This window comes from Chryseobacterium sp. OSA05B, assembly GCF_019970065.1.
Classification (GTDB): domain Bacteria; phylum Bacteroidota; class Bacteroidia; order Flavobacteriales; family Weeksellaceae; genus Chryseobacterium.
The window spans coordinates 1-20,358 of record NZ_JAHXYH010000010.1; the positions used below are offsets into that span (position 1 = coordinate 1).

The following is a 20,358-nucleotide window of genomic DNA, read 5'->3' on the forward strand; positions in this document are numbered from 1 at the left end:
GAGCATTGGAGCACCATGAATCTACCAGTGTGGTACTTCCTGAAATGATGCCGAAAGAAGCGATCGACAAAACGATTACAGATGTTGTTTCGCATGAATTCTTCCACACGGTGAATCCTTTGAAAACGCATTCTGAAGAGATCCATTATTTTGATTATTCAGATCCTAAAATGTCTCAGCATTTATGGATGTATGAAGGAGGAACAGAATATTTTGCCAACCTTTTCCAGATTCAGGAAGGCCTGATCAACAAAGATGATTTCCTTAAAAGAATCAATAAGAAGATCGCGAACTCAAAGGGTTTTGATGATACGATGCCATTTACAGTCATGAGTAAAAATATCCTGCAAGACGAATACAAAGATCAGTACAGAAACGTTTACGAAAAAGGAGCTTTACTGGCTATGTGTCTGGATATTGAACTGAGAAAACTATCTAACGGTGAAATGGGTTACCGTGATATGATCAGAAAGCTGTCCCAGAGATTCGGAGAAAACAAACCTTTCAAAGATGACAAACTGATCGACGAACTGGTAACCGTAACCGGTTATCCTCAGGTGAAGGATTTCTATAACAAATATATCGCAGGAAACCAGCCTACCCCTTATGCAGAGTATCTTAATATGGTAGGCGTAGAAGCGAAAAAGAAGGATACACCTCCTCTTTTATGGTTCATCAAAGACCCAAACCAGACTGGTTACAACGATAAGAATAATACTTTCAAATTTAATGAAAACTCTGAGCTATCACCCTTTTCAAAAAACGTTGGATTTAAAATCACAGACGAAATTGTTTCCTTGGACGGAAAAACAATCGATATCCAGAAAATGCAAGATTTTATCAATTATGCTAAATCAATTAAAGAAGGTCAAGATGTGACAGTGACCATTCTTAGAAAAAATGGCGACAAAACGGATAAAATTGATCTTAAAGGAAAAGCAGTATTATATCAAACAATAGTAGAAACCTTACAGTTCAGAGCAAATCCAAGTCCGGCAGAAGTGAAACTGCAAAATCAATGGCTAACAGGTAAGAAATAATGATTAGTAAGAAGATTCTATAGATAGCAATACCTTTAAAACTTTTATTCTCCCCCTTTGCTTATTTGAATCCTTGGTAAGCCTTTTGCTAAGTTAATGATGTAAAATATCAACTGAACTATATGAACATTTTAAAAGGACTAGAATTATCTGGCACGTTGATTTTTGCAACCAATAGCTGTACACAAAAACCGGCTACAATTGAAAAATCTGTGGTCACTGAAAAGAAGACAACGACTAAAATCAAAGTGGATGGAAGTTACCTCACTCCAGACTATCAAAAAGAAGTGAAGGTTAACTGGGTTGGTATCATCATCCAGAATATCGATGATCATAAAATATCAGTTAAAATCAGATCCCGTGCAGATAAGAAAAAAACAACCTGCACACTTTATATACAGGCTACCAAATCAAGAAAAGGCATATATCAAGCAACACTTGAAGGAAAAAATGTGGTCTTTACCTTCCATCAGTCATCGGTTACAGTAAGTACTGAGTATCCCAAAGATAAATATGCTCTACGTTTCTACTGCTCAGGTAGGGCTACTATCGCGGATACTTACACCACAATTATAGACTTTGTATTTGGCTCAGGTGGATAAATAGTAATTAGTGTTTAAGCACATGAAAAAAGACTGAAGAACTTTCAGTCTTTTTTCATGTGCTTATTAAACCGACAACTATCAGAAATTTTCTCATCGAGTTCTATCAATAATAGTTAATCTTGGAAATAACAGATAATGTATTATCAAGTTTCGGAAGGTAAAATGAGGTTTGGCACTTATCATATTGAAAATTGCAACTTAAACAAAACACCATGAAAATCAACAATTATGATCACTTGTAAGCAGTTCTCGCTTTGTCTGTTTTCTTTTAACTCTCACGCAGGAAATAAACAGTAAATATTTTGATTCCGGAAAAGATAGCCTTTCAACGAGCATTTCTAACGTAGATTAACAAGATAATGTTTTTACCTTCCTAAACTAATGAAAATATTGGCAGTGGAAGTATTATTCCGATCAGCAATATACGAGAAGACTGACTTTCAAAGAAGCAAGTGCATTTTATAACTCCTGTATAATTAAATACAACGTTTAATCTACTTATAACCAAATACTCATCATATGAAAAACTATTTAAAAGTTGGAATTAATACCACATCACCAAAAGCTTCGCTGGAAATAGCTGCTAAAAACCCTACAGGATCTACAACCAACGCAGAAGGTTTACTTATACCTAGAGTGGATAGGCAGCGTGCCCAATCTATGAGCGGGGTTGCTACTTCAACCATTCTGTATGTTGATAACATCAGTACAGGAACTCAAACTGGAATTGCATTGAATATTGATGCTACCGGATACTATTATTATAACGGAACTGTATGGACTAAGCTATCAACATCTGCAGGTATTCCCAGTAATATTTATAACGCGGACGGATTACTCACAGGGAACAGAATCGTAACTCAGGGTTCTAATACTTTAGCTTTCATCGGAACGGTTAACAATTCTTTTTCTGTTGACGGAACAACATTGTCAGTAGATGCGGCTAATAATAAAGTTGGTATTGGAACAACAACTCCTGTGGCGTCCCTAGAAATAGGTAATAAAACCACAGAGCAAAACCCTAATATAAGACTTCAGTCAAATAGTAATTCATATGGTGCAGGTGGTATTTTAGAATTTAGAGAATTAGACTCAAATTATGGTATTAATATAAGACATGAAACTGCTCAGAGCGCAGATTTCACGATAGCGGAAGGTCTACATTTTAATACGGTCTCTGGTACTGAAAATAAAATCAACTCTATACTGTCAATAGATCAGACTAATCGTAGGATAGGAATTGGTGCAACTGCACCGTTGAGCAAGTTGGTGGTGAATGGAGATATGCAGTTAATCAATGATTTAAAAGTGGGGGAAAGTCCATCTGTCTTAGGAAATGCAGGTACAACAGGACAGTTTCTTACTTCTGGAGGCGCAGGATCAGCACCAACATGGACAACGGTGTCAGCAGGTGTTAATAATAACATTTACAATGCAGACGGAACTCTTTTAAATAACCGAACTGTTAGCCAAGGAACTAATACTTTGACTTTCACGGGAGGGAATGTTACAAATGGATTTTCTGTTGATGGAAATACCTTTTCTTTAGATGCACTTAATAATAAATTAGGTATAGGCACAACGACACCTCAGAGAAATATGCATGTAAACGGAACCTTACAGTTAACCAATGAATTCAATGTTGGAGGAAATGCATCAACTGCCGGAAGCGCAGGGACAACATTCTGGAGGCGCAGGATCAGCACCAACATGGACAACGATGGCTGCAAATGCAAATATCTACAATACAGATGGTGTGTTAAATAGTGCAAGAACAGTATCTCAAGGAACATTTCCTTTATCTTTTACTGGAAATAATGCTGCCAACGGATTTTCTGTTGACGGTACTACATTTTCAGTTGATGCAGCCAATAACAGAATCGGTATAGGAACAATTACTCCTCAAAAAAACCTTCATGTCAATGGTACTTTGCAGATAACGAATGAACTGAACATTGGTTGAAATGCAACAACTGCCGGAAATGCAGGGGTAGCGGGACAATTCCTTTCTTCCAACGGTCCGGGTGTTGCTCCCACTTGGCAAAGTTTAGCTGGAATTTACCTACTTCAAATGGTACTGTAATCGCAGTCAATGGACAGTTATTGATAGCTCAGGAGATAACTGCCCAATTGTCAGCTGATTTTACCATTTCTAGCGCGGTAGCCACTCCTATAGGAAATCTTAATGTAGAAATTATTGACAATGAAGGTAAATACAATAGTACAGCAACTACTAACTCATTTACTGTATCTTCAAGTGGTGTTTATCAGGTTATATTGAATATACAACTATCTCAAACTGCAAGTTCAAATCCCGTTGTAGGAGTTTGGGATGATACAACAGCGGATTGGATTGTTCGTGGTAATGATCTTTACACGGCAACCGAAGTTAATGGTTCTAATTTACGACGACAAACCTACACCATGATAACATCTGTTGATATGGATTCTACCCATACTAGGAGAGCTGCTGCTGGAATTGCCTGTACCGTAAAAGCCTTTAGCGCAGGTGCTACTGGCTCCGGAGCTATCAGCCAAGTAACATTAAAGAGATTAAAATAACATTTCTCGGAAGATTACATCAAGATAAGGTCTTTTCATGTAATTAAATTAGGAGATTCTAATCGGTTTGGTTTGACACCTTTTCAGAGAAGGTCACTTTATTTTTTTGGGAATGAAAATACATACTCATATAATGAGAATATTCAATTTTGGAAGGCACAGGGGAAGTTGTGGATCAGATAAAGTTTATTTAGAAAATGTTAAGTTTTAAACAAGGTAAAGCAAGTCAATCTATCGCTAATTAAACTGTAGGATAAAATGCACGATTCATCTGATCAATCAGGGATTGATGCCATCATTATCTTCCTCAACTAATCATTATTATTTTAATCATTTTGCATCTATGAAATTTCTAATCATTAGTAATCTTTTTTTTCGTCCCTGTTTTTTCAAGAATGAGCTTCGCTACATTCGGCATTTTGGTCAAAAGATTTTAGTACTCATCATATCTCTTTACTGGACATGACTATAGAATACCCATGAAAAGTAGATAATCTCTTAAGGCATCATTTCAAATGAAAAATTAGGGGACAATATAAAGATATCACTGTGGGCTTTTCGTGTACAATGTTTTACATACATACTCCCAAAATATAATTTGGGAGTATTTTTATTATCAGCAAAGTGGCAAAAATACTTCAAAAGAAATGCAGGAAATATTAATAAGATCTTTGATAATAGATTTTATATTCTTCATTTTTATATCGAATTTAAATTGTCTTGCCTTACAATAAATATTAAATGAAAAAAATTAGCTTTGTAATTTTTGCTTAATTTGAATTAAACGAACCAACTTATCAAGATTTTCTGTCAGGAGCTGCAAAAATTTGGTTTTAATATATTTTCGACTCTTAATTTCATCAACGGTCTTGTAAACATTTCCTAAATCAATCTCTAATGATCTTTCTGTAAATCTTATCAATTCACTAAAATCAATATTTCCACCATTAAAACACCTGGGCCTGTGAAGTGCATACATCAGTTCTATTAATGACACTTTTGAAGAGGTCCATGCTAATTTATATCCATTCTCATCCCCCTTTGTATCATGACCAATATTCCGGATAGATCTAATCATAAAATTCTCAAGAAGCTCATTGTCCTGTATTATCGCTATTTTGTGATCATGAGAAGTGGTAAAATCTTCATTAAGATTATACAGACCTGAGGAGAGTGTTATCTTTAAGTCGTAAGATCCTTCTGGCAAAATACTTATGATCAAGATACGTTGTTTTTCTACGATAATAATTATAAAACCTGTCTGTTCAGCATAATACGCCTTTAATTTTAACAGCCCAGATTCATAAAACTTTCTTAATCATCTATCGCCAGCTCGTGGTTTTGATATCTCCATATGTAGATATATTTTCATTTCTACTATTTCTGTTTATGATTTTTCGAAAATAAATGGAGCATTAAGAGAAGACTGTGAATTATTAAGCTATACAAAAAAAGATCTACAGGATTCATCCACGTTAAAGTTTGGCAATCTTCTTAAACCAGCACTTCATTTATATGGCAAGAAAAAAGCTGAATGTGAAAAGCTTTTGCTGAATACGGATTGGTTAGACCCTATCATTTTAAGGCCAGATATAATCTATGGGAAATATGATTTTGTGACCGGTATTATTACTGGCTGTATAGAGTGAAAAAACAAAATGAAATATTAGTTCCAGAGAATGGAATTGATATTCAAAACAACACTTTTGTTGAAGACTTGGCGGATATAATTACACAATCTATTGAAATAAAAAATCATTGCAATATATACAATACTACAACACACAAGCCAGTAAGTCTATACTTGATAATCTTAAAATAATGGAGAATATAACTGGAACAAAGCCAACTTATATAGATACGCCTAATGATTTTCTTAAAAAAAATAATATTTGCTCCTATCACGAAATTACTTCTTTATGGGACGGAATGAATGTTATTACAGATAATCAAAAATTAAAAAAAGATTTTAATACCAATTTCTCAATTTTTGAAGATTCTATAAAAAAAACTGCAGATTATTATGAAGAGCTAAATTGGAGAGCCATTGGATGGGATGTTTATAGAATATGAAAAGAAAATCTTAAGCTTACTATAAAAACAATCTAACTTTTTTGCTAAGATTGGTTAACTCCATCAGAAGAAGTAATCATTTAAAATAAATGACTTGGAAAAAAAACTATGAGAAATCTTGGTAGCAATGCGATCAAGTATATATATACTGAAGCTTCTCTCATCTAGAGAAAGGAATATTTTATACATAGAAAATGCCATTCGCCTTTTTAGATATACTCCTGTCGGCCATAATTCTTGATAATTTAAAATCTGTACTTATGAAATTGCGAGCATTTCCGCAGGAGTGTTTTGAGATTAAACATCAATCTTTTGCGATGGTACGGAATCTGTTCAAAGTATTTCAAAAACCATTCAAAATAATCTCAAAAAACGGTGAAAGAAAAATTCATTACTGATCGAAATACAGAACTATGAGAAAAGGTCCGTCCGAAATTTATTGATCAATTCGGCGACGTAGTTCCATTATCGGCCTATTTGATATTACTGATTTCTTTAAAATATTTTCAAATCTTCCGTTAGAAAATGTTTTGTCAACATCTATATCTTTTGTGCTTTGAGCACTTGGCGTAATGCTAATTAAAGTGATAGTAACCTTAGTTTGGGCTGGGGATAGTTTGAATAAACTAATCAGCCAGAAACTCGATATAATCGGGTTTGATGGCTTATTTGAGACTTAACAAACAAGTAATTTTCTATATTAACTGATGGATTTATATCATCTCTTAGCTGAATGCCAGTAGTAAAATTCTTATCATCCTTTAAAACATCAAAAAACCTCGCCCCCTGACAAGGAGTTTTGAGGTTTAACAATAAGATTGATTACAGGGTATCTGTTTTTATTAACAACAAAAGTTTCATCTTGCGCTTTTATCAGTAAGAAATTAAGCAAGAATAAACATATTAATTTTTTTTTAGTCCATCATATGATAATTCATTTAATGGATAAGATAAATTCCCCCTGGTTACTCTCTAAATGAAAGAGTTGTAAAAGTTCTCATACAGGATCCACACAATCTTTAACACATTAGCAATCATACGATATAAAGTTTGACTTTTTTAAAAAATATCTTAAAAAATCACAGTCAAAAACAGTTAATGATCAATATTTATGATTGTCGGTAACCTCTTCTAAAACTATCCCTGATCAACTGATGCACATCTGACAATTTATAGTATAACTTACCACTGATGGTATAATAAGGTAATTTTTTATCAGAACGATAGCGCTGCAGAGATCTCGAACTGATTTTGAGCAGCTGTAAAACATCTTGATTATCGAGCAACTGCTCACCATCAATACTATTTAATTCATTTTGATTTTCCTTTATTTTTTCACTTAGGATATCGAATCTTGTCATCACTCGTTCCATCCATGAAATAAATTCTGTTCTGTCAATATTCATGATATTTTGTTTTTATGGTCGTAACAAAGTTTGACAAAAGTCACGAAATTCCTTCGGTAGTTTATCGGTACTACCGAAGGATTTTTTATAAGTTCCATCATTTATGGACTCTAGAATCACTCAGAGCAACAGATAGAAATCATTAGTCTTCTCCTTCCTCTAAAGCCTTATCAAGGTTTTCTGTCAGGAGCTGCAAAAATTTGGTTTTAGTATACTTTCGACTCTTAATTTCACCAATGGTCTTATAACAGTTTCCTAAATCAATTTCTAACCATTTTTCCGCAAATCTTACAACTTCACTAAAGTCTACATTCCCACCATTAAAACACCTGGTCCTATGAAGTGCATATATCAATTCAATTAGTGAAACTTTTGATGAGGTCCATGCTAATTTATATCCATTCTCATCCGGCTTTATATCTTGACCCATATTCCGGATAGATTTAATCACAAAATTCTCAAGCAGCTCATTGGCTTGTATTATCGCTATTTTGTGATCATGAGAAGTGTTAAAATCTTCATCAAGATTATACAGACCCGTGGAGAGTTTCATCTTTAAGTCGTAAGATCTTCTGGCAAAATACTTATGATCGAGATACGTTGCTTTTCTACGATAATAATTATAAAAATCTATCTGTTCAGCATAATACGTCTTTAATTTTAACAGCTCAGATTCATAAAACTTTCTTAAAGATTTATCTCCAGCTTGTGGTTTTGAGGTCTCGATATGTAGTATTGCAGAATAATAGATATACCTGGAAATAAAATAAGGTTTATGCTCTTTAAAAAATTGAACCTCATCAGCAATAGACTCAAAGGTAAAATCCTTGACCAGTTTTTTGAGTTCTCTTATGCTTTCATCAATCTTCAGAAGTATACCTTCAGAAGAAGTGACAATATTGTCATACTGCTGTGTTATAATCACAATCTGCTTTTCTAAATCTTCCCTAAGCTCACATACTTTTCTAAAAAATGTTTTTGTTACCATACCTTTTTTTAGAAAATTACAAAGATTTAGATTGATCATACTGAGCATCAAATTCCTTCGAGTTCTTCTTTTCTCTTCCTGATAAAGTCTTTGGGCCTTATCCCGTTGATTTCGTAAAACAAATCGGAAAAATTCTGTCTCGAAGAGATTCCGCACTCCTCTGCCAAGGCTTCAATGGTATAATTGAGATATTTTTTATTGGAATTTAAAAGTTTTGTGATATAAGAAATACGAAGTTCTCCTATATAGCGGTTAAAATTGACCTTTTTATGTTCATTGATATAGGTCGATAAATAGGATGTATTGGTGCCGAGTTTTGCCGCTAATTTATTTTGAGTGAGCCCCTTCTGTATGAAACTGTTATTGATTTCAAACAGATCCAACTTGGCGGATAGTTCATGAATTTGTTCAGCTGTCAGTACACTTTTTCGCTCTTCACCAGGTAATACATTCTTTCTTTTAACTTCTTCTGTATTACTGGTGGCTTTCCTTCCTTCTTCACTCAATCTGTGCTGTAGCTCCGCATATTTTCTCTGGATTTTCCGCTCTTTTAAAAACCGGATAATAAATAGTCCCAGAAATAACAAAGTTAAAACAATGAAAATAATCATTGAAATGAGTCTTCCCTCACTTTTCTGCTCCAACATCTCTTTCTTGTCGATAAGCAATTTGGTATCATACTCTTTATGAATTTTAGCTGACAAATAAGTGAAATCTTTGCTGAGTACACTATCAACTTTTAAAAGTTGCCGGGTATAATACAGTTCTTTTTCCAGGTTTTTCTCTTTCTTACTATTTTTAATCAATTCCTCGTAGCCGGGTCTGACGTCAGGTAAGATAAAATGATGAGTATTAAAAATCGAATCTACTTTTATAAAATATTGCAGTCTTTTAGTTGTATTAATAGAGGTATAGCTTTTACCTAAATAATAGTACACAACAGAAGCCCAGGCAAAATCCTTTGCTTTGAGGATTGGCTGTAAGGATTGGTTAAGATCTGATATGGCAGCATTGTAGTTTTTATGATTATACTCCAAAAGTCCTTTACATTTAAAAAAGTATCCACGCTCCAAAGAAAATTCATCCATATCATAAGTCTTGGAGAGCGATACGTTGATCAAACTGTCTGATACCTTAAAATTTTTAAGATGCTGATAGCAAACAATCATCTGATGAAGACTGTTGTAATATCCCCTTGTATTATTATATAGCTCATTGGGGTGTAGGTTTTGTTTGCATTTATTCTCAAAAAAAACACTACACTCACCGAATAGTTCCAGAGCGTCCTGATAATACCCGAGGTAACTTTTGACAACGCCTAAGTGGTATTTTACTTTATACCTTAAATAGTCATCTTTTGTATTTTTAGCATACTGATACGCTTTTAGATATTCATCCAGTGCAGGCTCAAATTTTTTAAAATTAAAATAATGAATGATTCCCTTGCCAAGATACGCCGTGCTGATCAGATCATTGTCTTCAGATTTCAGCGCGGCCAGAATCGTACTGTCAGCATATCGCATTTTATCATGACCCGATGAAGAAAAAAGTACGGCGTCCTTGTACCCCTGAACAAGACGCGAATAGTCTTTTTCTTTTTTAGCTTTTTTGATAAACAGTCTTACAGAAGGTAAAGCATCTGTATTATTTTTTTCCAGATTTTCATATTTTCTCCGAATACTGAGATAGTCCTCATTTCCAGGCTGAGAAAAAAAACTATTAAAATGTAGTATAAAGGCAAATAATAGAAATCTAGTAACCGACATAAAGAAATTTTATAAACCAGACCCTCCAAATTTAAACATTTTATGTCAAAATACAGTGATATAAAAATATTTATAAAGAATATGTCTCATTTTTATAAAATACTTGATAAATAAACAATTATTTATCAAGTATTGGCGTCAAAATTTAAAAATTAGGACGTCTTTATTTTTAAAGCCTGTCACAGTGCTGTTTTTTTCCGCTGTTAACTGAGATAATTTTGGAATAAGAATTCTATCAAATCCCGGCCGGGATCACTTTTAATCTTTAAAAATTTAATCATGAAAAAGTACATCCCTTTGATTATCAGTATCATTTTATTAACCGCGATCAGTTGCCGCCAGGTAGATAGCCTGGAAGAAAACGAGCCGAAAAAACATGTTTTAAGTCGAAACAGAACGGAGATAAACTGTAAATCCGATACAACCCAACAACAAAAAGATCCCCCCATAAAGGATGGACAGGATTGGCGGCTTTATCAATAAATTAACCTCTAATTTCCATTAAAAATGAGTCCAAATCATGCAACCACTATATGTTCAACCGGATCAACATGCCCGACCAGCGGCATCTGGGAGAGTATGGGGAATTTTAAAACAACCCGCCCTATAGCTAAAGGCCATAAAATGCCTGACTATTGTGGCCAAAAGTTAAAATGGAAACTTATTCAGATAGGATAAATCATCATACAACCTCTATCATTATGAAAAATATTGCCCACATCGTATCATTACTTATAGCCTACTTCTTTGTACTGCTATTCTGTTATGCTGGCATCAGCAAAGTCCTTGATTTTGAGAATTTCCAGGTACAAATTGCTCAGTCTCCCCTACTCAGCGCATTTGCGGGATTTGTATCATATAGTGTAATTCTCACGGAGATAATCATTGTTGGTTTTTTGCTTATTCCAAAACTTCGTTTACTGGGGCTGTATGCTTCGCTGGGTATGATGACCGCCTTTACCATTTACATCTATCTTATTTTGAATTACAGTGATTTTGTTCCGTGTTCCTGCGGTGGTATTTTGGAGAAAATGGGTTGGACTGAACATCTCCTCTTTAATATTGTCTGCATTTTTCTTTCATTAATCGCCGTAATTATTATTGAGAAACACAGGCAGACCAGAAAAATAAAATATATCATTTCGTCAGCTATTATAATGATCTTATCGTGCTTAATGGTGATCATCCTTTTTTTACAATCCGAACATATTATCAAAAAGGAAAATAATTTTACAAGAAAGTTTCTGCCAAATTTTATCACAGAACGCGAAAAGACAGATCTTGACCATGGTGATTATTATTTTGCCGGTAAAGATAATAAGGGAATATACTTAGGAAGCCGCAGTACCCCTTTAATTCTGACGAAAACCGATTACAGGTTCAAACAAACAGAATCATTCAGAATTATTCCTGACCACTCAGATTATTCTTTCAAAAGTTTACAGGTTAAAGTTAAGCATCCTTACTATTATCTTTATGACGGAACTGTGCCTGTCATTTATCGGGGGACATTAAACGATTCTGCCGCTAAAACAATCAGCAAGGGGGATGCCTTCTTTTCCCAGTTGGCGGTAATAGATTCATCAAACTTTATTCTTCGGACCCAGGATAGCAGGACACATGAATATACCATCGCACGACTTAGTACCGGGCAGAAAACTAATGTCACTCTATTTCCCACTATTTTAGAAAAGCAGATCGATGGTATTTTTGACTGTGATGGTAAACTGATCGAAAATCAGCAATATCCCGGAGAATTTCTCTACACGTATTTCTACAGGAACCAGCTCGTCATGATTAATGATAGTTTGCCCCATGTAAAAAGACAGTCTACCATTGATCCCATTTCTAAAGCCCAAATGAATATCACACAGCTTTCAAACGGCACCCACATTATGAATGCTCCCCCGGTAAGGGTCAATATCCAATCCGCATTTTACGGAAACTATACCTACAATATTTCGGGGTTGCCTGGAAAATTCGAACCTGCCAGACTGCGAAAAGGAAGAAAGGCCGTGGACATCTACAAAATAGATCGTAATGAATATATCGCAAGCTTTTATCTCCCAAAGCAAAAGGTCGATGACATCATAGTAACCTCTGAGGGCCTGTATATAATTTCAGGAAAACAATTACTCAGATATCAATTTAGAAAACCATTAAAAGGGGAAGCCGAAAACCTTACAACAGAGTAGGCATCACTAAATATTTTTTTATTATGAAAAAGCTAATGATCCCTGCTGCTTTAGTATTACTGGGCACAGGCGCTGCTTTTGCAACCAAAGCAGCAAACAACACCAAAGGTGCAGTAATTCCAACGTATCGTATGGACCCCGAATCGGGACTCTGCGTACAGGTTGGACAGGAATGCAGTACCATTCAGAATGTAGTCTGCAGGTGGACAGCAGACGGAGTAACACCTCTACATCGTGCTCCGATAAGCCCTACCGAGTGTGGCAGTGTTTTATTTAAACCTTAAAAAAGAAAGAGGATGCTACTGAGCATCCTTTTTCATTTGTTGATCTATCCATTCAATATCTGATTTATCTTTTAAAAAGTAATCCCACCAGTCAATCATTCTCCGATTTAAGTCTCTATTCTCCCTGGTCCCGATTCCCAAATCATGTCCTCCATTCCTGTACAATAACGCCACAACCTGTTTACCGCTTCTTTTCAGAGCTATATAAAATTCCATAGTCTGTTCAGGCACCACGTTCTGATCCTTCAGCCCGGTCCACAATAAGATGGGAGCGCCTACCCTATCTGCATTCAGGATGGGGTTGTTCCTCATGTACAATTCTTTATCCTTAAAAAAAGAACGCTCCATTTCATACTGTCCGGTTTCCAACTGCCAGTAATGAGGACTGGAATAATTCCTGTTATATGAGAAATAAGAACTGACCAGATCACTTACTCCGGAACCGGAAATATAGGCTGAAAAACGATTAGAATGAGTGGCTATAAAATTCGTTAAGTAACTCCCGAATGAGTGTCCTATTAATCCAAATCTATTAAGTTTCAAGGGATATTTCTTTAAAGCATCCAAAGAGCGCTCCACTGCATCCAGACCGGAGGTGCCCGGAGAACCGTTTTCGATCACAACATCCGGAAGATAGACAAAATATCCTCTTTCCACTAAGGTCCTGATATTAAAACCTATCTCATCATATCTGGGCAGTAGATAATTTTTAGCCTGATCGGACTGCTTCTGATAAATATGAACAATAACAGGATATTCCTGTAAGGGATTATAATTGACGGGGTAATATAAAATCCCCTTTAGCGGTATTCCCAAAGAAGTTGTATATGAAATAATCTGTTGCCTGAGTAATACCGCTTTCCGATCCGATGATTCACTCTCCAGTAAAAGTTTCTTTTCATGTTCCCTGGCTTCCACCATCCAGAGTTCGGGAGGTTTGTTAAAGTTTTCTTCCAAACCAGCCATTTTCGTCAAGTCCCTGCTAAAGACTATTGATTTTACATGATTGGAGGAGAAATACATTAATTTGCTTTTTCCATTCTTAAAAAACTCATAGGAAACTTCTCCCTTCTCACTATCCTCTATTTTTAAGACTAAGCCGTTATGATCATGTACAACGCTCTGATAAAAATTATATCCTGTGCACAATGACTTTTGCTCCCCTCCAATCATCTGAACCTTTTGTCCTCTACTGATACTAAGCCTATCCGTCTTCCGCGATTGCACAGAGTACATCCATATCCCTGAATCACTTTCAAAATAGATGGTTTTTGAATCCTCACTGAAATAAGGTTTTTTCAATCCTTCCCCCCGAATCTTCTGCTTTTCCAATGTTTTTACATGAAGCAGATGCCAAATACCACGTGTGTCTGTGAATAAGATCAGACTTCCGTCTTTTGAACTCACTGATCTGTTCCCTACTCTGCCTATGCTTATTCTCTTTCCTGTTAAAGTATCATAAAGGGATAGATTCAGGTCAGGAATATGATGTACATAATCCTGTAACTCATCTCCACGAAAGACCACGAAATAACGATCGCTGCCAATCGAGCTTATGGTTTCATTTTCCAGAGTGCTAAAAGGGATTGCTCTATCACGGCCAGACTTCCAGTTCCAGTATCTTCGAGACGGTTTTCTCCCAAACTCTCTGCTTTCAAGATTCCGGTCATTCCCATACCAGATTTCAACTTCATTTTCAGGGTATGGAACATTCTTAACCGCCTCAATTAAGAATGAGTCTCCTTTACCAATTTCCTTTAAGGTCAGGTAATCTGCCAGAGTCCCTTCTTTTCCCAGCGGATAAGACCACGTTTCCTTTCCTATATCCATCAGCATGATATTACGAAAACCTTTTCCTGACGATTGCCTGTAAATGGCCACATACCGATCTGAATCCGTAAACTCCATGCGCTCAAAATCATCCAGATCCAGCAATTTTCTAAAACCGGGGTTCTGGAATTTCAGGATTTCATGGCCTTCTTGGGTTTTTGCCTGCACCATAAGATTTCCTTTCCCGTCGGTAATATAATATTCCACACCAGCATATTGGGCTAAGATCTTGCCTTCGGCATCCATGATCTGTAATTGCCCGGATCGGTTTAAAATACAATATCCATCAGCAGACCATACCCCGCTCTGTTTCACCTCGCCGTAGCTGATATTTTTCTTTGACAGAAGATTCCACCAGGATGCCTGCCCTTGCCCGGTAAGCATTGCATGGTGATCATCCAACAGCTCAATCATAGAAGCTTTAGCAGCCATATACTTATCTCCCTTTTTATTCTTCGTATCAAAAATAAGGATGCTGTCCTGATCAGTATATCTTTTCTTCACCGCTACCCATCTCCCATCCGGAGACATGGAAAGACCATCTGTCTCATAAAATTTTGAGATCCACTGATCTAAGGTATCCCTCTGTGCTCCCTGTTGCCCCGAAACCAAACCTACTATTACCACAAACCATACAAAAAGACAGCGTTTCCTTATTCTCTTAATAGCCATTATTCTGAGGTTTAAGATTAGAATTCAGCAGCAGTTCCTTTTGCGGAACCGGCCACACCCTGTGATATTCTTTCCAGTTGGGCTTTACCGGAGGAAGTGTAGCAAGACTCCCGAATCTTTTAAGATCCATAAAACGGTGACCCATTTCACAGAAGAATTCTCTTCGGTTCTCAGAAACGATCTCATCCAGCACTGCCTGCTGGGAATTCATCCCCGTTAAAGCAGAAAGCCCCGCACGAAGTCTGGTATAATTGATATAGGGAAGAGCCTCAGAGAGTTTATTTTGCCTGGCCAGAGCTTCAGCCAGACTCAGATAAACTTCCTCCACCCTAAAGACAACAGAATACTCCGTAGGATTTGCTGCGCGGTTCTTATATTTATCAGCGCGGTACCAGGTATTCTGATTGACCGTTACGGGCATGATCCAGTTCTGTCTTCGCTTATCACCTGGTGAGAAAGCGCTCACCAGATCATTGTTTAGGGCATACAGTCCAGGAGCCGAATCAGAGAAATAATAGGTCTGTACCTCACTGGTCGGGTCATTATTATTTTTAGGTTTAAGCTGCCAGAGGATATGGGTCCCTGATTTTTGAAAAACTTTAGTAATGTCCTGTTCAAAAGTATACGAGGGACTGGATGCAATGGTTTTTAAAACATCTTCTGCTTCATTCCACTTTCCCTGGAGCATGTATATTTTGGCCAGCATCAGCTGTGCGACTTTACGGTTAGGAAAAATTCTTTCAGCACTCCTGTACTGGTCAGACAAAAGATCCGAAGACTCCTTAAAGTCAGATTCCAGTCTCAAAACAACTTCTGCAGCGGAGGTTTTGGATAAGGACTGATTGACCTTATAATCCGTTGTGAGTGGCATTGGGATATCTCCGAAAACCTGCTGGAGGTAGAAAAAAAGAAGGGATCTTATCAGCAGAGCCTCCCCTTTTATCCTGCTTTTTTCAGACTGCGGTAGTGATTTTGAGTTCTCCGCTCCTTCCATAATAGCATTGGCCATATATACCTCTTTGTAGGCTGAAGACCAGTACATATATACCGCAGAATTTGATGCGATCTGAAGGTTCTTATAGAGATCAAGCGCTCCACTGCTCTCCCCGGAAGCGTAATAGCAGACCAGGTCATCCGTATAGCTCCCCAATAGCACTCCACTTCCCTGCGTTCCTCCTGACAGGGGGGAATTATCCCATAAGTTAGCATAAAGCCCCGCCAAAGCTGCATTGGCCGTCTTCACACTCTCGAAAACCTGCCCGGTATCCAGCTGGTCGGAAGGGGTATCGACTTCCAGCAGATTTTCACATCCTGCCAATACGTGCAGGACTGCCCATACAGCAACAATCTTTCTTATAGTAATCGCTTTAAATAATTTCATGATTTCTGGTTTTAAAAATTAATCTGTGTTCCAAAAGAATAGGTTCTCAAAGGCGGTAAAAATCCTCCTGCTGTAAATTCAGGATCCATTCCGAAGTATTTTGTCCACGTGAGGAGATTCTGACCCTGAAAGTATATTTTCACATTCTTCACCACCCTGCTCTGTATCGGTAATGTATAGGTCAGCTGGATATTTTTGAGGCGGATAAATGATGCATCGGAAACACTTGCGGTACTGTTTCTGAAATTATCCTGAGCCGTATTCTGATCTCCCACCGTACCGGTACTGTAGGGCATATAGTATCCCGAAGGATGGTCAGGTGACCAGACATCCAGAACTTCTACAGGTTGATTAAACATTCCTCCCGGTAAAGGCATGGAGCTGTTATAATTGAGATTCCTCTGCTTCACAAACTGAAACAGCACGGAAAGATCCCATTCCCGGTACTGAAGCGTATTGCTCCAGCCACCAAAGTAACGCACTCCAATATTTTCCGTTACTTTATTATCTTCAGGAGCCGTGATCTTCCCATCTCCGTTAAAATCCTTAAACCGGTAGAGCCCTGTCTGGGGATCTACTCCTTCCAGCTCAAAAAGCCTTACCACCGATACGGGCATTCCTATCACCAGTTTATTCTCATACGGCGATCCTTCAAGACCCGGAAAGGACAAAAGCTTATTCTTTGGAAAACTGATATTAAAACCTGAAGTCCACTTCACAGACTGTCCTGACAGAGGCCTTGCGCTAATCTCCAGTTCCCAGCCTTTATTTTCCACCACGGCATCCATATTGGAAAGCACGGAAGTAAACCCTGTCATGGAAGGAAGCTGATAGCCTATCAGCTGATTGGAGCTTATATTCCGGTACCATGACGCGCTGAGATTCACCCGGTCTTTAAAAAGTCCCATCTCCAGAGCTGTTTCCAGCTTTCTGGTCTTCTCCCAGCTGTAATCCGGATTGTAGAGCCTCGAAGGCACCAGCCCTGTTACCGAATTATAGATATATTCAGAGACTAAATAGTTATCCAGATACTGATAATCTCCGATATTATCACTTCCGGTAATCCCGTAACTTCCTCTGAGTTTCCCAAAGCTCAACCATGATCTACTGCTTAGAAAACTCTCATGAGAAAACAGCCACGCCACCCCTACGGCGCCAAATGAAGCCAGCTTCCTGTTTTCTCCAAAGCGGCTGCTTCCGTCACGTCTTCCGGTCAGATTAAGTATATATCTATTTTTATACTGATAATTCAGTCTTCCGAACAGGGCGGCATACCGGTACTCTGTTGTGACCTGATCCGATATTGTTTTGGTCTGCGCCGCTCCGATATTGTGCAAAAATGCATTGCTCTCAAAACCACTTCCGCGCATCGATTCCCTTGTATTCTGCTCCACCTGTATACTGCTTCCCAAAAGCGCGGTCAGCTCATGTCCTGTCCTTTTAAAATTCCATTCCAACTGTGGTTCCACAATATAGGAAAACCGGTTGTTATTACTCTTTGAAGCACTGGAATAAAAGCTTGACTGCCCCGTCACAAAGGCAGGATTATAAATTGTATTGGGCCGCAGGGACCACTCTTCAAAGGCTTTATAATTAATCCCCCCGTTAAGCTTCACCAAAGTATGGGGAAGCAGTTCAAACTGAACATTAAGGTTGCTCAGAAACTGAAGGCTTTCATTGGTATATGTACTGTTGTATACCGCGAGAGGATTGGTAAAAGTATTATTCTCCCAGTTCAGACTACCATCCGGTTTATAGAGCTCCGGAGCATTAGGAGCCAGGAGCAATGATTTTTGGGTACTATCTTCATTAAGTACATTACTTTTCTGAAGTGAGAACTGATTGGAAAGTGTGAGCTGTAATTTCTTATCCTTCGATCGGTGGGATATATTACCGGACACGGTATGGCTGATATAGGTAAAATCCTTCGCAAAAACTGTCGTCTGCTCATTACGCCCCAGGCTCAGTAAAAAGCTGGTGGTTTCACTTCCTCCTTTAAGCGAGAGCTGTACCGAGGAAGAAGCAGCAACATTCCCAATGAGTTTCTCAGGCCAGTTGGTATACCGGTCCCGGGACCATTTCCCATTGATATCATAGGCGTTAACAGGATATGCCGTAAAGCCGTCATTCGCATAGGCCTGCGCCCGCATCCCCAGATACTGCCCGGTATCCATCATCTTAAGCCCGATCATGGCCCTGCTGAGTCCGTAACTCGTGTTCAGGCTTAATTCCGTTTTTCCTGACTTCCCACTTTTGGTGGTCACCAATATCACCCCATTAGCCCCTCTTGAGCCATAAATGGCCGTAGCATCCGCATCCTTTAAGATCTCAATACTCTCTATATCATTAGGATTAATTGAGTTCAAAGGATTAATACTCCGAAGCGGAATCACCAGGGTGGAAAACTCCGACTTCATATCTCCACCTACAGGAACCCCATCAATCACATACAAAGGATGATTACCGTCTATTTCACTATTAGCCGTGGTACGCAGACTGTTTCTTCCCCGGATCTGAATATCAAATCCCCCTCCGGGTATTCCTCCTCCCTGCGTAATGCTGACTCCGGCCATTCTCCCCTGCGCTGCGGATAAAACATTCCCTACCGGCTGATTGGCAATATCCCTGGCCGAAACCTTAGCAATACTCCCGGTCCTCTCCCTGTCTTTCACCTTATAGTAGCCCGCATTAAGGACCACTTCCCCAACACTGGTTGCCCTTTTATCATCTAATACTAAAGAGACATTAAGAACGTTCCCCTCTTCAACGGATTCCCTCCGCTCCCCATAGTCCGGATGACGGAATATAAGCACGGGATTTTCTCCTGAAACCGAAACTACATATTTACCGGAAGCCCCGGTCAAAGCTACTGCATCACTTCCCTGCTGAAATACGGAAACTCCCTTAACAGGCAGATTATTCTCTGTGACTGTGCCTGAAATTTCACGCACCTGTCCTATTGCTGTACAAGACACCAGCAATGTGAAGCCAAAAGCCAACTGAATATGACCTTGGCTGCAAAAGTTTTTTTTCATACTTTTGAAAAGTTTAATTTAATTAAGCACTTAGGCTCTTTCCTGCACAGCGTAGATTCGAATAAACTCTGGTGCGGAAAGGGCTTTTATCTTTTATGTTTCTATGGTTACTATACTTTACACTTTCTGTTTCTTAAAAATCTATTGTTTTAATTAGTTCTTAATCTCTGATTGATGAAGGCCCAGGAGGAAGTCTAAGCACACGGCATAACCCCCTAACCTAAGCCCATCAATTGAAATATGAATGAAATTTGTGTTCCCGTGAAAGCTATTAAGCCGCAATAGGCTGTACATTCCTATTGTATCGTGTCGTATGATACTGTATTTTGTGGAAGCAACTTAGAAATTAGTAGAGATAGCGGACAGCATTGGAAATAAAACGGCGTGGGACTCTACATTATCCGATTCGGGGTACTGGTATACCTTACATGCAGATAAGAGAGCCCACGCCTAGGTCGTGAGCCTCTTGCTTATCTTCTCGCATGTTAAAAATTACCAGTTTTCGAATCGAGACTCTAAGC

15 protein-coding genes and 1 pseudogene are annotated in these 20,358 nt (G+C 37.9%); 9 read left to right on the forward strand and 7 right to left on the reverse strand.

All coding sequences use genetic code 11. The features are described from left to right. The 5 genes from LC419_RS22815 to LC419_RS22835 form a co-directional block, all read left to right on the forward strand. Window positions 1-1,040, forward strand: a 1,040-nt coding sequence (locus LC419_RS22815; protein WP_223609519.1) for a PDZ domain-containing protein, incomplete at its 5' end; no start/stop codon positions are given. 122 nt (window positions 1,041-1,162) lie between these two features. Continuing rightward, on the forward strand, window positions 1,163-1,642 hold the full coding sequence (locus LC419_RS22820) for a hypothetical protein (protein ID WP_223609520.1): 480 nt from the start codon (window positions 1,163-1,165) through the stop codon (window positions 1,640-1,642). 522 nt (window positions 1,643-2,164) lie between these two features. Beyond that, complete coding sequence (locus tag LC419_RS22825; RefSeq protein ID WP_223609521.1) at window positions 2,165-3,412, forward strand: hypothetical protein; 1,248 nt, start codon at window positions 2,165-2,167, stop codon at window positions 3,410-3,412. Further along, on the forward strand, window positions 3,366-3,608 hold the full coding sequence (locus LC419_RS22830) for a hypothetical protein (protein WP_223609522.1): 243 nt from the start codon (window positions 3,366-3,368) through the stop codon (window positions 3,606-3,608). Before LC419_RS22825 ends, LC419_RS22830 begins: the two co-directional genes overlap by 47 nt. A gap of 74 nt (window positions 3,609-3,682) precedes the next feature. Then, entirely contained in the window at window positions 3,683-4,207 is a 525-nt protein-coding gene (locus LC419_RS22835) for a hypothetical protein (protein ID WP_223609523.1), read from the forward strand. A 751-nt stretch (window positions 4,208-4,958) separates the two neighbouring features. On the opposite strand, the pseudogene LC419_RS22840 reads toward LC419_RS22835, so the two are convergent. Next, a pseudogene (locus LC419_RS22840) lies at window positions 4,959-5,510 on the reverse strand (RteC domain-containing protein); the annotation flags it as partial. A gap of 518 nt (window positions 5,511-6,028) precedes the next feature. On the opposite strand from LC419_RS22840, the gene LC419_RS22845 reads away from it, so the two are divergent. Next, complete coding sequence (locus tag LC419_RS22845) at window positions 6,029-6,280, forward strand: hypothetical protein (RefSeq protein WP_223609524.1); 252 nt, start codon at window positions 6,029-6,031, stop codon at window positions 6,278-6,280. Between the two features lie 1,109 nt (window positions 6,281-7,389). On the opposite strand, the gene LC419_RS22850 is transcribed toward LC419_RS22845, so the two are convergent. The 3 genes from LC419_RS22850 to LC419_RS22860 all read right to left on the reverse strand — a co-directional run bounded on the left by LC419_RS22850 (window position 7,390) and on the right by LC419_RS22860 (window position 10,440). After that, on the reverse strand, window positions 7,390-7,686 hold the full coding sequence (locus LC419_RS22850; RefSeq protein ID WP_223609525.1) for a helix-turn-helix domain-containing protein: 297 nt from the start codon (window positions 7,684-7,686) through the stop codon (window positions 7,390-7,392). 142 nt (window positions 7,687-7,828) lie between these two features. Further along, on the reverse strand, window positions 7,829-8,674 hold the full coding sequence (locus LC419_RS22855; RefSeq protein ID WP_223609526.1) for an RteC domain-containing protein: 846 nt from the start codon (window positions 8,672-8,674) through the stop codon (window positions 7,829-7,831). A 47-nt stretch (window positions 8,675-8,721) separates the two neighbouring features. Next, window positions 8,722-10,440 carry an AraC family transcriptional regulator gene (locus LC419_RS22860; protein WP_223609527.1) on the reverse strand — a complete coding sequence of 573 codons (1,719 nt, stop codon included), beginning with the start codon at window positions 10,438-10,440 and terminating at the stop codon, window positions 8,722-8,724. A gap of 279 nt (window positions 10,441-10,719) precedes the next feature. On the opposite strand from LC419_RS22860, the gene LC419_RS22865 reads away from it, so the two are divergent. The 3 genes from LC419_RS22865 to LC419_RS22875 all read left to right on the forward strand — a co-directional run bounded on the left by LC419_RS22865 (window position 10,720) and on the right by LC419_RS22875 (window position 12,919). After that, window positions 10,720-10,923 (forward strand): hypothetical protein, encoded by a 204-nt coding sequence (locus tag LC419_RS22865; protein WP_223609528.1) that lies wholly within the window; start codon window positions 10,720-10,722, stop codon window positions 10,921-10,923. Window positions 10,924-11,141: 218 nt separating this feature from the next. Next, window positions 11,142-12,635 carry a MauE/DoxX family redox-associated membrane protein gene (locus LC419_RS22870; RefSeq protein WP_223609529.1) on the forward strand — a complete coding sequence of 498 codons (1,494 nt, stop codon included), beginning with the start codon at window positions 11,142-11,144 and terminating at the stop codon, window positions 12,633-12,635. Between the two features lie 23 nt (window positions 12,636-12,658). Further along, on the forward strand, window positions 12,659-12,919 hold the full coding sequence (locus tag LC419_RS22875) for a DUF6520 family protein (protein WP_223609530.1): 261 nt from the start codon (window positions 12,659-12,661) through the stop codon (window positions 12,917-12,919). Between the two features lie 15 nt (window positions 12,920-12,934). Here the strand turns inward: LC419_RS22875 and LC419_RS22880 are convergent, their stop codons facing one another. The 3 genes from LC419_RS22880 to LC419_RS22890 are packed head-to-tail and all read right to left on the reverse strand — an operon-like array spanning window position 12,935 to window position 19,837. After that, window positions 12,935-15,421 (reverse strand): prolyl oligopeptidase family serine peptidase, encoded by a 2,487-nt coding sequence (locus LC419_RS22880; RefSeq protein WP_223609531.1) that lies wholly within the window; start codon window positions 15,419-15,421, stop codon window positions 12,935-12,937. Then, entirely contained in the window at window positions 15,411-16,802 is a 1,392-nt protein-coding gene (locus LC419_RS22885) for a RagB/SusD family nutrient uptake outer membrane protein (RefSeq protein WP_223609532.1), read from the reverse strand. The genes LC419_RS22880 and LC419_RS22885 overlap by 11 nt, the downstream gene beginning before the upstream one ends. An 11-nt stretch (window positions 16,803-16,813) precedes the next feature. Next, on the reverse strand, window positions 16,814-19,837 hold the full coding sequence (locus LC419_RS22890) for a SusC/RagA family TonB-linked outer membrane protein (RefSeq protein ID WP_223609533.1): 3,024 nt from the start codon (window positions 19,835-19,837) through the stop codon (window positions 16,814-16,816). Window positions 19,838-20,358 lie beyond the last annotated feature (521 nt).

Excerpts from the sequence above, each read along its gene's own strand:
- LC419_RS22865 (WP_223609528.1), top strand. The coding sequence starts at position 10,720 with ATGAAAAAGTACATCCCTTTGATTATCAGTATCATTTTATTAACCGCG.
- LC419_RS22885 (WP_223609532.1), bottom strand. The coding sequence starts at position 16,802 with ATGAAATTATTTAAAGCGATTACTATAAGAAAGATTGTTGCTGTATGG.
- LC419_RS22845 (WP_223609524.1), top strand. The coding sequence starts at position 6,029 with ATGGAGAATATAACTGGAACAAAGCCAACTTATATAGATACGCCTAAT.
- LC419_RS22820 (WP_223609520.1), top strand. The coding sequence starts at position 1,163 with ATGAACATTTTAAAAGGACTAGAATTATCTGGCACGTTGATTTTTGCA.
- LC419_RS22830 (WP_223609522.1), top strand. The coding sequence starts at position 3,366 with ATGGCTGCAAATGCAAATATCTACAATACAGATGGTGTGTTAAATAGT.
- LC419_RS22880 (WP_223609531.1), bottom strand. The coding sequence starts at position 15,421 with ATGGCTATTAAGAGAATAAGGAAACGCTGTCTTTTTGTATGGTTTGTG.
- LC419_RS22860 (WP_223609527.1), bottom strand. The coding sequence starts at position 10,440 with ATGTCGGTTACTAGATTTCTATTATTTGCCTTTATACTACATTTTAAT.
- LC419_RS22855 (WP_223609526.1), bottom strand. The coding sequence starts at position 8,674 with ATGGTAACAAAAACATTTTTTAGAAAAGTATGTGAGCTTAGGGAAGAT.
- LC419_RS22890 (WP_223609533.1), bottom strand. The coding sequence starts at position 19,837 with ATGAAAAAAAACTTTTGCAGCCAAGGTCATATTCAGTTGGCTTTTGGC.
- LC419_RS22850 (WP_223609525.1), bottom strand. The coding sequence starts at position 7,686 with ATGAATATTGACAGAACAGAATTTATTTCATGGATGGAACGAGTGATG.
- LC419_RS22875 (WP_223609530.1), top strand. The coding sequence starts at position 12,659 with ATGAAAAAGCTAATGATCCCTGCTGCTTTAGTATTACTGGGCACAGGC.
- LC419_RS22870 (WP_223609529.1), top strand. The coding sequence starts at position 11,142 with ATGAAAAATATTGCCCACATCGTATCATTACTTATAGCCTACTTCTTT.
- LC419_RS22825 (WP_223609521.1), top strand. The coding sequence starts at position 2,165 with ATGAAAAACTATTTAAAAGTTGGAATTAATACCACATCACCAAAAGCT.